Origin of the sequence: Klebsiella michiganensis (assembly GCF_015139575.1) — a bacterium.
GTDB lineage: Bacteria > Pseudomonadota > Gammaproteobacteria > Enterobacterales > Enterobacteriaceae > Klebsiella > Klebsiella michiganensis.
Genome location: NZ_AP022547.1, coordinates 5198263 through 5212840 on the forward strand (window position 1 = coordinate 5198263; position 14578 = coordinate 5212840).

General features: G+C 58.1%; 16 protein-coding genes. 5 read left to right on the plus strand and 11 right to left on the minus strand.

All coding sequences use genetic code 11. The features are described from left to right. Nucleotides 1-4: 4 nt before the first annotated feature. Both JLG71_RS24340 and JLG71_RS24345 read right to left on the minus strand, forming a co-directional pair. A complete protein-coding gene (locus tag JLG71_RS24340) occupies nt 5-472 on the minus strand; it encodes a YjiG family protein (RefSeq protein WP_004128539.1) in 468 nt (155 codons plus the stop codon). Then, a complete protein-coding gene (locus JLG71_RS24345; protein ID WP_014227768.1) occupies nt 465-1148 on the minus strand; it encodes a nucleoside recognition domain-containing protein in 684 nt (227 codons plus the stop codon). Before JLG71_RS24345 ends, JLG71_RS24340 begins: the two co-directional genes overlap by 8 nt. Before the next feature lie 312 nt (nt 1149-1460). Here JLG71_RS24345 and JLG71_RS24350 point away from each other — a divergent pair, with 312 nt between their 5' ends. Beyond that, nucleotides 1461-2375, plus strand: coding sequence for a LysR substrate-binding domain-containing protein (locus tag JLG71_RS24350; RefSeq protein ID WP_025108161.1), 915 nt, complete (start codon nt 1461-1463; stop codon nt 2373-2375). 2 nt (nt 2376-2377) lie between these two features. Here the strand turns inward: JLG71_RS24350 and JLG71_RS24355 are convergent, their stop codons facing one another. The 4 genes from JLG71_RS24355 to JLG71_RS24370 form a co-directional block, all read right to left on the minus strand. Next, nucleotides 2378-3442: a DUF2955 domain-containing protein gene (locus tag JLG71_RS24355; protein WP_004098265.1), complete on the minus strand. Its 1065-nt coding sequence runs from the start codon at nt 3440-3442 to the stop codon at nt 2378-2380. Beyond that, nucleotides 3432-4499 carry an HlyD family secretion protein gene (locus JLG71_RS24360; RefSeq protein WP_004098264.1) on the minus strand — a complete coding sequence of 356 codons (1068 nt, stop codon included), beginning with the start codon at nt 4497-4499 and terminating at the stop codon, nt 3432-3434. The genes JLG71_RS24355 and JLG71_RS24360 overlap by 11 nt, the downstream gene beginning before the upstream one ends. Nucleotides 4500-4505: 6 nt before the next feature. Continuing rightward, on the minus strand, nt 4506-4970 hold the full coding sequence (locus JLG71_RS24365; protein WP_014227766.1) for a MarR family winged helix-turn-helix transcriptional regulator: 465 nt from the start codon (nt 4968-4970) through the stop codon (nt 4506-4508). 562 nt (nt 4971-5532) lie between these two features. Continuing rightward, a complete protein-coding gene (locus tag JLG71_RS24370) occupies nt 5533-5697 on the minus strand; it encodes a DUF1127 domain-containing protein (RefSeq protein ID WP_064507003.1) in 165 nt (54 codons plus the stop codon). A gap of 177 nt (nt 5698-5874) precedes the next feature. Here JLG71_RS24370 and JLG71_RS24375 point away from each other — a divergent pair, with 177 nt between their 5' ends. Beyond that, nucleotides 5875-7299 carry an aminotransferase-like domain-containing protein gene (locus tag JLG71_RS24375; protein WP_142475643.1) on the plus strand — a complete coding sequence of 475 codons (1425 nt, stop codon included), beginning with the start codon at nt 5875-5877 and terminating at the stop codon, nt 7297-7299. Between the two features lie 163 nt (nt 7300-7462). Here the strand turns inward: JLG71_RS24375 and JLG71_RS24380 are convergent, their stop codons facing one another. Continuing rightward, nucleotides 7463-8443 (minus strand): IS110 family RNA-guided transposase, encoded by a 981-nt coding sequence (locus JLG71_RS24380; RefSeq protein ID WP_032747738.1) that lies wholly within the window; start codon nt 8441-8443, stop codon nt 7463-7465. A 589-nt stretch (nt 8444-9032) separates the two neighbouring features. On the opposite strand from JLG71_RS24380, the gene JLG71_RS24385 reads away from it, so the two are divergent. Both JLG71_RS24385 and JLG71_RS24390 read left to right on the plus strand, forming a co-directional pair. Beyond that, nucleotides 9033-9944 (plus strand): acetamidase/formamidase family protein, encoded by a 912-nt coding sequence (locus JLG71_RS24385; RefSeq protein ID WP_116281053.1) that lies wholly within the window; start codon nt 9033-9035, stop codon nt 9942-9944. Continuing rightward, the gene (locus tag JLG71_RS24390) at nt 9941-11284 is read left to right on the plus strand and encodes an APC family permease (protein WP_004128506.1); all 1344 of its coding nucleotides are present in this window, start codon (nt 9941-9943) and stop codon (nt 11282-11284) included. The genes JLG71_RS24385 and JLG71_RS24390 overlap by 4 nt, the downstream gene beginning before the upstream one ends. A gap of 120 nt (nt 11285-11404) precedes the next feature. Here the strand turns inward: JLG71_RS24390 and JLG71_RS24395 are convergent, their stop codons facing one another. The 4 genes from JLG71_RS24395 to JLG71_RS24410 all read right to left on the minus strand — a co-directional run bounded on the left by JLG71_RS24395 (nt 11405) and on the right by JLG71_RS24410 (nt 13586). Next, nucleotides 11405-11707, minus strand: a complete 303-nt coding sequence (locus tag JLG71_RS24395) for a BrnA antitoxin family protein (protein WP_200913862.1) — start codon at nt 11705-11707, stop codon at nt 11405-11407. Continuing rightward, the gene (locus JLG71_RS24400) at nt 11694-11981 is read right to left on the minus strand and encodes a BrnT family toxin (RefSeq protein WP_200914330.1); all 288 of its coding nucleotides are present in this window, start codon (nt 11979-11981) and stop codon (nt 11694-11696) included. Before JLG71_RS24400 ends, JLG71_RS24395 begins: the two co-directional genes overlap by 14 nt. Before the next feature lie 259 nt (nt 11982-12240). Then, complete coding sequence (locus JLG71_RS24405) at nt 12241-12684, minus strand: FosA family fosfomycin resistance glutathione transferase (RefSeq protein ID WP_200913863.1); 444 nt, start codon at nt 12682-12684, stop codon at nt 12241-12243. Then, nucleotides 12678-13586, minus strand: a complete 909-nt coding sequence (locus tag JLG71_RS24410) for a LysR family transcriptional regulator (protein WP_032747747.1) — start codon at nt 13584-13586, stop codon at nt 12678-12680. Before JLG71_RS24410 ends, JLG71_RS24405 begins: the two co-directional genes overlap by 7 nt. Nucleotides 13587-13673: 87 nt before the next feature. Here JLG71_RS24410 and JLG71_RS24415 point away from each other — a divergent pair, with 87 nt between their 5' ends. Beyond that, nucleotides 13674-14456 (plus strand): NAD(P)H-dependent oxidoreductase, encoded by a 783-nt coding sequence (locus JLG71_RS24415; protein ID WP_116281052.1) that lies wholly within the window; start codon nt 13674-13676, stop codon nt 14454-14456. Nucleotides 14457-14578 lie beyond the last annotated feature (122 nt).

Consider the following 14578-nt stretch of genomic DNA (forward strand, 5'->3'; position numbering starts at 1 on the left):
TCTATTATGCAATCACGCGCATGACCAGCATGGCGATGACGGCATTGATAATGCTCACCGCCATCAGCAGCGGCCAATATTTTTTCGGGACATCCGCCACGCCGAGCAGGCGCCCCATGTACTGAAGCTGCGAACCCATGAGGAAAATCGCCGGGATGAGAATCGTGATATCCGCCACGTTGAGGGTGCCTTTGCTCAACAGGCTCACCGCCACGCCGGTTCCCGCAGAGGCGGAAAGCCAGGAGGTCAGCAATACGGTAATGGCTTCACCCGGCAGGCCAAACAGGCCCATCAGCGGCGCGCAGACGTGGCCGATGATCTGCATCACGCCGAGCAAATTAAGCATTTCAGCGATCACGTAGGCCATTAATACATTCGGCATCAGATTGTTGATGGCGATATTAAATCCTTTGCGCGCGCCGATAACGAAAATATCGAACGGGTTACTGCCGACTTTTGCCGAATTATTCATTTTCAAAATCCCTTTTATAAGCGGTATTCAGAACCAGACGCGTGATTGCCGCGCCGACAAATTTCAGCACAAACATTAAAAGCAGCGGAATAATGATAGGAATGGTTAACGAAGCGAAAAGCGCTGAGCCAATCGAGAAGTAGTTATTAATCAGACCGGCGCCGGAATATTGCCAGGCGCCCATAATAACCAGATCCTTACGATTTATTTTGTCGCTGTCATACAGCTCTTTGGTCAGCGCCGCCCCGGCATCGGTACTCTGTAAGTCGGTAATCAGCGCCAGGCCGGTATAACCCGGGATCCCGAGCAGCGGGCGAAGCAGCGGGGTCAGCAGCTTATGCGCCGCGCGGATCGCGCCGTAGTGGGTAAATATCTCCAGCAGCCCCAGCGCCAGCATCACCGTCGGCACCAGCGACAGGGCAAACAGGAAGCCGGCCTTGGCGCTGATGCCGCCGCTGCCGATAAAGGTGTTGGTTTCCGGCGTTTTCATGGTGCCGAACGCGCCGCCGAGGGTGGTAAAGTCAAACGCCCCCAGCCAGGCCATGCCTTCAACCTTAAACAGCAACCCGGAGAAAACTAACAATACGACGATCAGTGAAATCCAGGCTCCGGGCCCGACTTTCCACTCATTTGTCGTTTCGTCGGAGGAACATTCCAACGTTTTATTTTCACTCATACCCTGTCCTCTCACATAATGAAATGTTAGTGCTATTGTTTGCAATTTGAAATTATGTCAATTTATTGTTATTCGAATTTATTATTTTCACTGATAAGCTTTTCCATATTCCCTTAATCAGCATCATCACCATTTCTTATTCTTCAACTCCCCGAGCCTTGCCGCCTTAATTGCGCGCCGGGAATAAGCGATGAGAATTTTCCTCCCTGTCAGTTTTTGTCCGAATTACGATTATCTATAACTTGCCGGGATGATAAATACCTGTGAAAGGGTGTTATTGTTGACCACAGGTCAACAAAGGAGCGAGAAACGATGTTGCATGAGAGGCCGATGAGCTATCTGTATGAAGTCGGGATTCAGGGAGGCATTCGCCGGGCCGCCGATATGCTGGGCATCAACCCGTCAGTCATCAGCCGCCAGATAGCGCAGCTGGAACGGGCGCTGGAGCTGCCGCTGCTGGAACGCCAGGGACGAAACGTGGTGCTGACCGAAGCCGGACGTCTGCTGGCGGAGGACTACTTCGAAAGCCGTCAGCGCCGGGAAAAGCTGGAAAGTCACCTGAAGGATTTACGCCATATGCGCGGCGGGACTATCTCGGTGAGGATTGGCGGCGGGCTGGTCACCACCTTTATTGAATCGGTAATGAGCACCTTTTCTCAGTCCTGGCCTAACGTGTTCGTGGATATTATTGTCGGCAGCATGCAGGAGATGCTCAACGATATCGCCAGCGGCGAAGCGGATATGGCGGTCGCCTTCGGCCCCATCGGCAACCCGGAGCTTAAACGCCACAGCTTTCAGTGGGGCCCTATCTGCGCCGTGGTCTCGCCACAGCATCCCATCGCTGCCCTGCCCGCCGTCACCATCGATGAGCTTACGCAATATCGCCTGATCGCGCTCACCGACAGCTTTGGCCTGCAGCGCCATATGAACGCCATGTTTAAAACCGCCGGACGGCAGTTTCATCCGGCCTATCGCTGCAACCTCTTTTCCACCGCCATGAGCCTGAGCCAGGCGGGATTGGGGATCTCTTTTATGACCGCATACGCCGCCCGGGAAGCAATAGCCCACGGTATTCTGACCGCGGTCCCCATCGATCATCCCATCGCCAGCAGCGCCCAGTGCCACCTGCTACGCAACTCCGACCGCCGCTTTTCCCCGGCGGCGCATCATATGTGGCGGCTGCTGCACAACGCTTTTCGCGACGCGCAGCGGGCGCTGGCGGCCTGAGCTTATTCGGTCACTACGAATCGGGTTGGCGCAAAGCAGTTCAGCAGCCGATGCATAAGGAAGACCATGGTCAGCGTAACGATCAGCGCCACGGTGACGGAAGTGATGCGGTACAGATCGCTGAACACCAGGTCCTGGTCCGGATGCAGGTTCTGGCCGAACATGATGCCGATGGTGGTAATGCTGGCGAAGCCAACGCCGGCCCCCACCTTCTCCATCACGTGCAGGCGGGCGCTAAACGCCAGGCCGAGACCAATCAGCGGCATCATCAGCACCATATGATTGCTGAAGTCGTAGATAATCAGCTGCACCACCAGGATATAAAGGCAGGCCAGCACCACCCCCACCACGCGCCAGATCGAGCTAATCACCGCGCCGCGATAGTGCATCGGGAACAGAATTAAAATCCCCGCCATTAGCGCCGACAGCGAGTCGCTCAGATCGCAGACCTGAAAGATCACAAAAATCATTGTCGCCACACTGCCGGAGAGCAGCGATTCGTGGCGAATACGGGCAGCATCTTTTTCAATGCGCGGCGGCGGCTTGCGCGGTTCAACGTCCGGGATGAAGTAGTTCAGCAGCGCGCTGAGCGCCACCGCCATCACGCAGGCCTCCATATTGGAGAACATCAGGGTGTGCCAGTTGCTGGTGGGATAGCTCATAAAGTTGAGCATCGTGCTTTGACACACCACGCCCATCGACCCCAGCAGAAACAGCGGCCCCTGGCTCATAAAGCGAAAGCGCATCACGTACAGGCCAAACACCACCAGCGTCATAATCACCGGCCACTGCGACAGATAGCCGACGATTAACACCATTTCGACGCAGTTCACCGCCGCGCTGAACACAAACTGCCGCGCCACGTGACGGTTAAATACCGGCACCAGCGACAGCAGCATCAGCGGATAAACCACGAAAAAGACGCCGTACTGTACGTCGTAGAAGGTCGAAATGCTCAGTGCGATAGTGCCGGCCACGGCGATGCGCAGCGTCTGGCGAAAATCGTTCGCCGTGTAGACGATGTTGCCGTGCGGGGTGAAGACCCGCGCCAGGGTATTAATAGACATAGTGCAGGAAGCTCACCAGATGGATCTGCGCGCCGGCGAAGGTGCGGGCGAACGGGCCATCGCTGTTATAGAGCTGTACCGTCGCGCGGGCGCCGGTGGGCAGCGGCTTATCCAGCGGCTCGTCCAGGGCGACGTGAATACGCATGCGCTGCGCGTCGCGCACCCAGCGGGTGGACTGCTCCGGCTGCGACAGCTGGCCATTGACCTCTTCCTGTCCGGCCAGAATACCGGCATCGCTGCTGGTGACGTGCGCCGGGAAGACTTTACCCGGCAGCGCATCAAACACCACCGCGGCATCAGTGTTGACGCCGGTGTGGCGCAGGCTCTTCTCGCGGAAATCGGCGACGATATCGGTCTGATTGCTCACCAGCGCCAGCAGCGGCGTGGCGGCGGTGGCGTACAGACCGGGGTTAAGCTGCAGGTTGCTCACCATCCCGTCAGTCTCCGCGCGGACCTTCGTCCAGCCGAGGTTAAGCTGCGCCTCTTCCAGCGCATTGCGGTACTTCTGCAGCGTGACGTTGCGCCCATCGTCGCGCTCGCCGCGCTGGATCAGCAGATTCTGGATACTGGCGTTGAGCGCGCTGACCGACTGCTCGCTGGTCTGCCAGGTGGTGCGCACCTTATCCAGATCCGACTGGGAAACGTTCTGCATTGTGCTCAGGCGCTGGTAGCGATCGAAGGTCACCTTATCGTTGCGCGCGGTGTACTGGGCGGTGCGCAGGTTGGCGCGGGCAGAGGCGATCTGCGCGTCCAGCTGCTGGTTGCTCAGCTTCGCCTGTTCAAGGGCGATCTGCGCCGCTTCCACTTTATTGATAAACGGCGTCGGGTCCAGTTCATAGAGCAGGTCGCCCTTCTTCACCTGGCTGTTGTTGTGCACATAGACATGGGAGACATAGCCGGAGACGCGCGACGAGACCGGCGTGACCACGCGCATCACGGTGGAGTCCGGCGTGAGCGGGATCCAGATATCGGCAACGATAAACCAGGCGAATATGGCCAGGAAGGCGGCAATACTCACCCTTACCCAGCGGGCAAATTTCTGTTCAGGGGTCATCATAGTGTTTTAGATCTTGTTATCTTCTTCGCGGATAGTCCGCAGATTGCAGGCGATTTGATTTAACGTAGCGCTAAAGGCGGCGAGCTGCGCTTCAGGGATAGTTTCGGTGACGCGCTGTTGATAGGTCTCAATCACGCGGTTCAGCTTCTCCAGAATAGCGCGGCCTTCCGCCGTCAGCGTCAGCAGGCGTATGCGTTTGTCATAAGGCGATGTAGAACGCAGCAGATAGCCCTGCTTTTCCAGCTGCGTGAGGGTGCGCATCAGCGGCGGCAGTTCAATGCCCTGCACCTCCGCCAGCTCGCTGACCGAGACGTTATCCCCCAGCTGATGCAGCTGCATTAGCACCGTCCAGCTTGACTGGGTCAGGCCGGTGTCGGTAATGGCAGAATCAATAATCGCGCGCCACTGGCGCACCACCATCGCCATGCGCATCCCCATCGGGCGGCGTGCAAACAGGTCGTCTTCGGTCATCTTTTTTTCCTCACTTAACGGTGAAGAAAATAATACTTATCACGATAAGTATCAAGAAACGAAGAGTGGATAAGCATGAATTGATAAATTCTGTGAATGTATCATCCCCGGTCGCGCTAGCGCTTACCGGGGCTACAGTTCTGCGCGGTCTGGTCGCCCGGACAGGCGCGTTAAGCGCCGCCTCCGGGGAAATCCCCGTCCGCGTTCACGCTTACCGGGGCTACAGCTCTGCGCGGTCTGGTAGCCCGGACAGGCGCGTTAAGCGCCGCCTCCGGGGAAATCCCCGGTCGCGCTCACGCTTACCGGAGCTACGGCTCTGCGCGGTCTGGTCGCCCGGACAAGACTCGCCAAGCGCCGCCTCCGGGGAAATCCCCGGTTGCGCTTACCGGGGCTACGGCTCTGCGCGGTATGGTAGCCCGGACAGGCGCGTCAAGCGCCGCCTCCGGGGAAATCCCCGGCCGCGCTCACGCTTACCGGGGCTACAGCTCTGCGCGGTATGGTAGCCCGGACAGGCGCGTCAAGCGCCGCCTCCGGGAAAATGCCGGGTAACAAATCGCACTTTTTAATTGATCTGATCCCGACGCAGCCCGACATCTTTTAGCTGTTCGTCGCTCATACGCTGCAATGTTCTGCGCGTTTGTTCACGAAGCCACCATTTTTTGATCACCCGCGCCAGAAATACGAAGCCGATAAACGGCTGTCTTGCCCGATTCTCGTGAAATTCCATCCTCTACCTCCTCACCTTGCCAGAGGCTTTATCTTCACGGATCCGCGGCCAAACAATACAGATTCACAAAATACTTTTCTTTAACATACAGATTAGCTAAAACGTACAGCAGACCTCATTTTTACCGCCAATCTGTACTGGTTTATTGATCTGTATGGCGACGATAAAGGATACAGCATGACCCGCTATCAACATCTGGCCAGCCTGCTGGCAGAACGCATCGAACAAGGGCTGTATCGTCCCGGCGAAAAGCTGCCGTCGGTACGCAGCCTGAGCCAGGAACACGGCGTCAGCATCAGCACCGTTCAGCAGGCCTACCAGACGCTGGAACAGCAGCAGCTGATCGTGCCGCAGCCGCGATCCGGCTATTTTGTGGCCCCGCGTAAAGCCCAGCCGCCGGTACCGCCGATGTCGCGTCCGGTCCAGCGTCCCGTCGAGATCACCCAGTGGGATCAGGTGCTGACCATGCTCGATGCCCGCCACGATAAATCGATTATCCCCTTCGGCGGCGGCTCGCCGGACGTCACTCAGCCGAGCCTGAAGCCTATCTGGCGCGAGCTGAGCCGGGCAATTCAGCACAACCTTAGCGAAGTGCTGAACTACGACGAGCTGGCCGGACGTCGCGAGCTGCGCGAACAGATCGCCCGCCTGATGCTCGACGGCGGATCGGTGGTCACCGCCAACGACCTGGTGCTCACCAGCGGCTGCCACAGCGCGCTGTCGCTGGCGCTGCTGTCGGTGTGCCAGCCCGGCGATATCGTCGCCGTCGAATCCCCTTGCTACTACGGCACCATGCAGATGCTGCGCGGATTAGGGCTAAAAACCATCGAGATCCCCACCGATCCGGAAACCGGGATCAGCATCGAGGCGTTAGAGCTGGCGCTCGACCAATGGCCGATCAAAGGGGTGATCCTGGTCCCCAACTGCAATAATCCGCTGGGATTTATCATGCCGGATGCCCGCAAGCGGGCGGCGCTATGCCTCGCCCAGCGCCACGATATCGTTATCTTTGAGGATGATATCTACGGCGAGCTGGCGACCGAATACCCGCGCCCGCGCACGATCCATTCCTGGGACATCGACGGCCGGGTGATGCTCTGCAGTTCGTTTACCAAAACCATCGCTCCCGGCCTGCGCATCGGCTGGATTGCCCCCGGCCGCTATTACGATCGCCTGCTGCAGATGAAGTATGCCGCCAGCGGTACCAACGTACCCTCCACCCAGCTGGCGGCCTGTAACTTTATTCGCGAAGGCCACTATCACCGCCACGTGCGGCGGATGCGGCAGATCTATCAGCGTAATATGGAAATTTACACCTGCTGGCTGCGGGAGTTTTTCCCCTGCGGGATCTGCGTTACCCGCCCGAAAGGCGGCTTTATGCTGTGGGTCGAGCTGCCGGAGCAGGTGGATATGGTCTGCGTCGCGAAGCAGCTGTGCCGGCTTAAGATCCAGGTCGCACCGGGATCGCTGTTTTCAGCATCCGGGAAATATCGCAACTGCTTAAGGATCAACTGCGCCCTGCCGCCGATAGAGAAGCATAAAGAGGTGATGGTACAGCTGGGAATGGCGGTGAAGGTGGCGATGGAGTGGGCGCCGGAGTGAGCTGCGCTGGCCGGTGCTACCGGTTCCCCGCCGTCTGCGGGCCGGTAGATACTGTGAACGCCTGCAACCATTTTTAGTTGCCGATACTTTCTCCGGCTCCCGGATGACAGGCACACCAACGACAGCACTCTCTGGTGCTGTCGTTTTTTCTCAGGGAACGTTGTTACGCTATCAACAGCTCATGCTGTGACGCATCGAACGCCTTTCCTGACTTCAGTACTCCATAAGCCACCTGCGCCAGCTTTCGCATCATCGCCCCTATGATGACTTTTGCCCGCTTTCCGCTCTCTTCCAGCCTTTTCCTGAACGCTTTTCCCCACGCCGTATGGTACAGCGCCGATAACGCTGGCATGTATAACGCCTTGCGCAGTTGAACCGGCCCCGCTTTGCTCATCCGGCTCGCCCGCATCACGCTGCTTCCCGACTCATGCTGCACCGGCGTCAGTCCTGCATACGCCGCGAACTGCCGCGCTGTACCGAACTTCAGCCTCAGGCCCGTATACGCCAGCAGAACAGCCGCTGTTTTCTCCCCGATGCCCGGAATACTGTTCAGCAGCTTCCGCCGTCGTTTCATATCCGGGTCGTTATCCGTCAGGTCTTTTATCTGTTTTTCGATACGCGCCAGCTCCGCGCTCAGACATCCCAGCAGGATATCAATGCTGGCCAGCTGAACCTCCGGCGCGGTTTCCCGCCGGTTTTTCTCCTGCGTCTGCATCTCTGTCAGCGCCTGATGCCTTAACACCAGGGCTTTCAGTGCCCGCTCTGTCGGATGAGGGGCCTCCCAGGCTGACGGGCGTTTTTCCCGGCAGAAGTGAGCCAGCATACGGGCGTCCACTTTGTCAGTTTTACTGCGCAACCCCTCACTCTGTGCGAAAGCTTTACTGAGGGCGGGGTTGATGATGGACACGGTATACCCGGCATCACTCAGATGCGCGGCCGCGTCTTCCATGTAGGTGCTGGTGGACTCCATGCAGACATGGGCACGGTTCACGTCATGGCCGCGAAGCCAGCGGACCAGCGCTTCGTGTCCGGAGAGGGTATTGTCAAATTTTTTACAGCGATGCCGGCCATCAGGGCGAAGAATATCGACATCCAGTTTAGCTTTGGCGACATCAATACCGATGAAGTGGAGTTCATTTTCCATAGTGAAACCAACCTTGCAAATACGGGTTACCGGTGAAAGCCGGTCCATGATACTGTCCGGTTTATCACATGAGAAAGAACGGCGGTCCGGTGCAAAGGATCTACGGAACAGGCGCGAAAGCCTAAGCCCGGACACGGCATCCGGACCGCCATCAGAGAGAACTGGCCGGTTCTTTCTGACGGAGTAATCATACAAGCCCGGACAGGTGCGCAAGCACCGCCTCCGGGTTCCCCTCTGTGAGAGCCCAAATACTCTGGCATTATCATCAATACCCCACGGTATATTGCGCTAAATTACCAGCACGTAAATTTTTGCAGAGTAATCTGCTATATAAACGATTAATAGCAGTAAATAATGAAATAATGACAACCAGTAATAAAACATTGAATAGTCAAACGACTTAATAACCAGCATATAAAAACATCAAATTAAAATATACAACCGCATGATTCACCAGCAAATATATACCATCTATTTTTGAAAAAACTGACCTGATTGCCTTCCCATAATAATCCCGATACATTCACTCATTCCCTATACGGGAAACTCTAAATATAAAAAACACAACAATATAACCGGGATGAATGTCATGAAAATAACCAAAGATCGGGTGGTTTACGCCATGTCGCGGGATAACGCTCCTGTCGCTACCGTCAGCAGCGGAAGTGAAGTGCTGTTCGAAACCTGCGACTGCTTCTCCGACCAAATCACCTCCGCCGATGCCGTGTTCAACGAACTGGACTGGCAGCGTATTAACCCGGCGACCGGGCCGGTCTACGTCGAGGGCGCCGAGCCGGGCGATGCGCTCAAGGTCACCATCAAGCGCATCACCCTGAGCAGCCAGCAGGCGGTGATGGTCACCGCGCCGCAGCTGGGGGTGATTGGCGACGAGCTCGATGCCCCGAAGGTCACTATCGTGCCCATTGAAAACGACCATGCCGTACTGCCCGGCAACGTGCGCGTGCCGCTCAACCCGATGGTCGGCGTGATCGGCGTCGCGCCTGCCGGGGAAGCCATCTCCTGCGGCACGCCGGATAGCCACGGCGGCAATATGGACTGCAAAATGATCACCGCCGGCAGCACCCTGTGGCTGCCGGTCAACGTTCCCGGCGCGCTGTTCGGGCTGGGCGATTTACACGCCGCGATGGGCGATGGCGAAGTCTCGGTCTGCGGTCTGGAAATCCCTGGCGAAGTGCTGGTCGAACTGACGGTGGTTAAAAACCGCCGCCTGCCGCTGCCGATGCTCGAAAACAGCGAGACCCTGTTTACCCTCGCCTCGGCGCTGACCCTCGATGATGCCGCCGCCCTGGCTACCCGCAATATGGCGCACTTTATCGCCGACAATACCTCCCTGACGCTGGCTGAAGCGATCAGTATTCTGAGCATCGCCGGCGACCTGCAAATCTGTCAGGTGGTCGACCCGCTGAAAACCTGCCGCTACGCGTTACCCAAATCGGTGGCGAAGCAGTTCTCCCTGAGCATCGAAGGGGAGCAGGCATGAGCGTTGAACAATTTGGCTATAAGCAGGAGCTGCATCGGGCGCTGACGTTCCGCGATCTGCTGGTCTACGGGATGATATTTATGGTGCCCATCGCGCCGTTTGGCGTCTTTGGCTACGTCTGGGACGGCGCGCAGGGCATGGTGGCGCTGGCCTATCTCATCGGCATGGTGGCGATGTTCTTTACCGCCATGAGCTACTGGTCGATGTCGCGCGCGTTTCCGGTCTCCGGCTCGGTATACGCCTATGCCCAGCGCGGGATTCATCCCATTGTCGGCTTTTTTGCCGGCTGGCTGATCCTGCTGGACTATATTCTGGTGCCGTCGCTGCTCTATATCGTTAGCGCGGCGGCGCTGGCGCCCATGCTGCCGGGCGTGCCGGGCTGGCTGTGGATTGTCGGCTTTATCGCGATTAACAGCCTGATTAACCTGCGCGGCATTACCTTTACCGCACGCGCCAATAATACGATTCTGATCGCGGAGATCGTGGTGCTGTCAGTGTTCGTCGTGCTGGGGCTGATTGCGCTCTACTCCGGCGCCGGGGCGGGCCATCTGACCCTCGACCCGCTCTACAACGCCGATAAGTTCAGCCTGCCGCTGGTGATGGGCGCGGTCTCCATCGCCGTGCTCTCGTTCCTCGGCTTCGACGGGATCTCCACGCTGTCCGAGGAAACGAAAGGCGGCGTGGATACCGTGGGTAAGGCATCGCTGGGCGCGCTGATGCTGGTCGGTTCGCTGTTTATCCTGCAAACGTGGATTGCCGCCGACCTGGCGCAGGGCATGACGTTCAGCAGCCTCGATACCGCCTTCTACGATACCGCGAATCTGGCGGGCGGCGGCTGGCTGAAGTACGTCACCATGTGGTCGACGGTGATCTCCTGGGGGATTGCTAACGCCCTGGTGGCGCAGGCCGCCGTGTCGCGTATTCTGTTTGCGATGGCGCGCGACAAGCAGCTGCCGCAGCTGCTGGCGAAAGTGCACCCGCGGCTGAAAACGCCTTACGTCAGCACCCTGTTTGTGGCGCTGATTTCGCTGGCTTCCGGCCTCTGGTTCTACGGCGATATCGATAACCTCAGCCGGCTGGTGAACTTCGGCGCGCTGATGGGCTTCCTGGTGCTGCACATTGCCGTGATAAACCATTACATCATTCGCCAGAAATCGCGCAATCTGGTGGTACACCTGCTGTTCCCGGTGGTGGGGCTGTGCATTATCGGCTTTGTGATTTATGAAATGGACGCGCAGGCCAAGGTGCTGGGGCTGAGCTGGCTGGCGGTTGGCGTGGTCTATTACCTGCTGATGCGCCTGGTGCTCAAGCGCAATGTGGAACTGAAGCTGGAAGGCTAACGCGATTTATCTCCCCGGCTCGCGCTACGCTTAGCCGGGCTACGGGTTCCCCATCGTCTGCGAGCCCGTAGCCCGGACAAGGCGCGTCAAGCGCCGCCTCCGGGGTAATCATGAGGCAGGCTATTTCTTGTTAAGATCGCGAATCATCGCTTCTCTTAAGATCGCATTCAGTCGCGTTTGATAACCTTTCCCGGGACGTTTAAGCCACTCCATAATATCGGCATCAATACGGACAGAAGCCTGAGTTTTTAGCGGTCGGTAAAATTTACCGCGTACGGCATCTGACCAATGTGCGTCGTCTGTGGCGGGAATATCGCTATAATCGATTTCATCATCCGTTTTGTTGGCCAGCGCTTTAAGCTCATCGGCTCGCTTAGCCGTAAGCGTATCCGGATTGTCACGTTTATGTTTAACCATGTTCATAACGATTTCTCTCTTTGCTGTCCGCCTTCCGGGCGCTGATAATACGAATGACCTCTGTTCCACTTTCAAAACGGACCGAATGCGCAACCATGATAACAATGATCCCATGAACGAGGCCGAGAGTTTGCCAGCGATATTCACCATTCTCATAACGATCCTGTCGGGAAAGATGCCGGGGATCGTCAAAGACGAGCACCGCTTCTTCAAACCGGATTCCATGTTTTCTTAGATTCCTTATTGCCTTGTTCGCATCCCATTCAAACTCCATTGGCATCATATTCATCCTGATTGTATATACAAAAAAGTATAGACAATTATCCAGGGATAATACTCTCAACGTTGGAAAAAACTTCACATTTTTAAAGCAGGAATTGTAAAAGATGTTCCCGGCTCGCGCTGTGCTTAGCCGGGCTACAGGTTCCCCATCGTCTGCGGGCCGGTAGCCCGGACAAGGCGCGTCAAGCGCCGCCTCCGGGGAAACAACGCGCAATACAGCCTCCACTTTTCCCCGGCTCGCGCTGCGCTTAGCCGGGCTACGGGTTCCCGGCCGCCTGTTCGTCCTCGCCAAAAAACACCATACCTTTATAGGGCTGCTTCCGGCACGCCGCCAGGCGCTGGGCGAGGCTGCCGACGTGCAGCTCCAGCTTGTGGCCGTCCGGGTCGAGGAAATAGTGCGACGCGCCTTCGCTTTTATTGGTTTTCCAAACAGGAACGCCAGCCGCATTCAGCCGTCCGGCAAAAAGCGCGAAATCCTCCTCCGCAATGCTGAACGCGTAGTGGGTGTAGTCGCTCTCCTCCGGCGAAATAACGCGCCGCTGCGGGTCCAGCGACAGGCACAGCCAGAGGTCGCCGCAGGAGAAATACGCGCCGTTATCCCAGCGGGCGCGCAGCGTCATCCCCGGAAGCTGCTGATAAAACGCCACGCTAGGCGCCAGCTGGCTGACCGCCAGGGTCAAATGATTTAATCCGCTTAACATGGCTTTTCCTCTAATGACGTTACGATTTGCTGGCGCAGCCACCGGTGCGCCGGATCGCGGTGCCAGCGCTCGTGCCACAGCATCAGCATCTCAAACCCGGCGACCGCCAGCGGCGGTTCAACCACCGTCAGGCCGCCAGCGCCACGCACCAGCCGCTCCGGCAGCACCGCCACCAGCTCGCTATTGCGCAGCGTCTCCAGCATAAACAGGAAATGTGGCACGGAAAGGACAACCCGCCGTGCCAGCCCGAGATTCGCCAGCGCGCTATCGGTCGCGGCGCTGAATCCTCCGCCGTCCGGCGAGACAATCACCTGCTCCAGCTGGCAGAACTGCGCCAGGCTTAATGGCGACCGCAGCGCCGGATGCCCGGCCCTGCCCGCCAGCACGTAGCGTTCGCGGAACAACAAACGCTGATGCAGCCCGGGCGGCGCGCCGTCTCGCGTGTGAAAAAACAGATCCACTTCGTCGCGATCCGCCTGCTGTACCAGCCGCGCGGGCTGTAGCTCAAACAGCGCCAGGCGGCTGGCCGGAGAGGCGATGCGCAGGGTACTGAGCACCGGCAGCAAAATCGCCGACGCCATATAGTCCGTCGCCGCCACCCGCCAGGTCTGCGCCGCCGTGGCCGGGTCGAAAGGCTGAACCGGCGCTACCGCCAGCTCCAGCGCCAGCAGCGCATCGCGCAGCGGCCCGCGTAGTTCATCGGCGCGGGCGGTGGGCTGCATACCGCGCGGCCCCGGCAGCAGCAGCGGGTCGGCGAAAATCTCCCGCAGTCGCGCCAGCTGCACGCTGACCGACGGCTGCGACAGGTTGAGGCGCTGCGCCGCGCGGGTGACGTTATTTTCGCTGAGCAGAACGTTCAGCGTGCGCAGCAAATTGAGATCCAGCCCCTGCAGATTAATCATCACTATACCTGTTATTGAAGCAATTCATTTCTACTATAGCGTCGCGGACTCTACTCTGCAGCTCTCCATTGCTCAGAGGTGATTTCAATGAAAATACTACTGGTTTACGCCCATCCAGAACCGCGTTCGCTTAACGGCGCGCTGAAGGATTTTGCCGTGCAGCATCTGCAAAACGCCGGTCATGACGTGCAGGTGTCCGATCTCTACGCCATGCGCTGGAAGGCGGGATTTGATGCCGATGACAGCAGCGCCCCGCCGGTCGGTGAAAGCTGGCGGGCAACGCGGGATTCGCAGTACGCCTTCGCTAACGGCACGCAAAGCGCGGATATCGTGGGCGAACAGGAGAAGCTGCTGTGGGCCGATACGGTGATTTTTCAGTTCCCGCTGTGGTGGTTTTCGCTGCCCGCCATCATGAAGGGCTGGATTGATCGGGTCTACGCTTACGGCTTTGCCTACGGCGTCGGCGAGCACAGCGAAACCCACTGGGGCGATCGCTACGGCGAAGGCACGTTCGCGGGGAAACGGGCGATGCTGGTCGTTACCGCCGGCGGATGGGCGGAACACTACGCGCCGCGCGGAATTAACGGGTCTATCGACGACATCCTGTTCCCCATTCAGCACGGAATGCTGTTCTATCCCGGCTTTGAGGTGCTACCGCCGGTGGTGTTCTACCGCACCGACAAACTCGATGCACAGCGCTTCGCCACGCTGCGCGAGGCGCTGGCCCGGCGGCTGGATACCCTATCCGAAACGCCGCCCATTCCCTTCCGTCGGCAGAATCACGGCGACTATCTGATCCCCTCTCTGAACCTGCGTCCGGAGCTGGCGCCGGGCGAAAACGGCCTCGCTATCCACGTGAAGCCTGTGTGAATCTCGGTGGGTGATATTCGCGGTGCGGCGAATATCACCACAATTCATAAGGTGAACTGTGAGCCTCCACGCAATAACGTCATCCCGCCCCGCTGCGCCCCTTCGCATATTGATAGCGATCA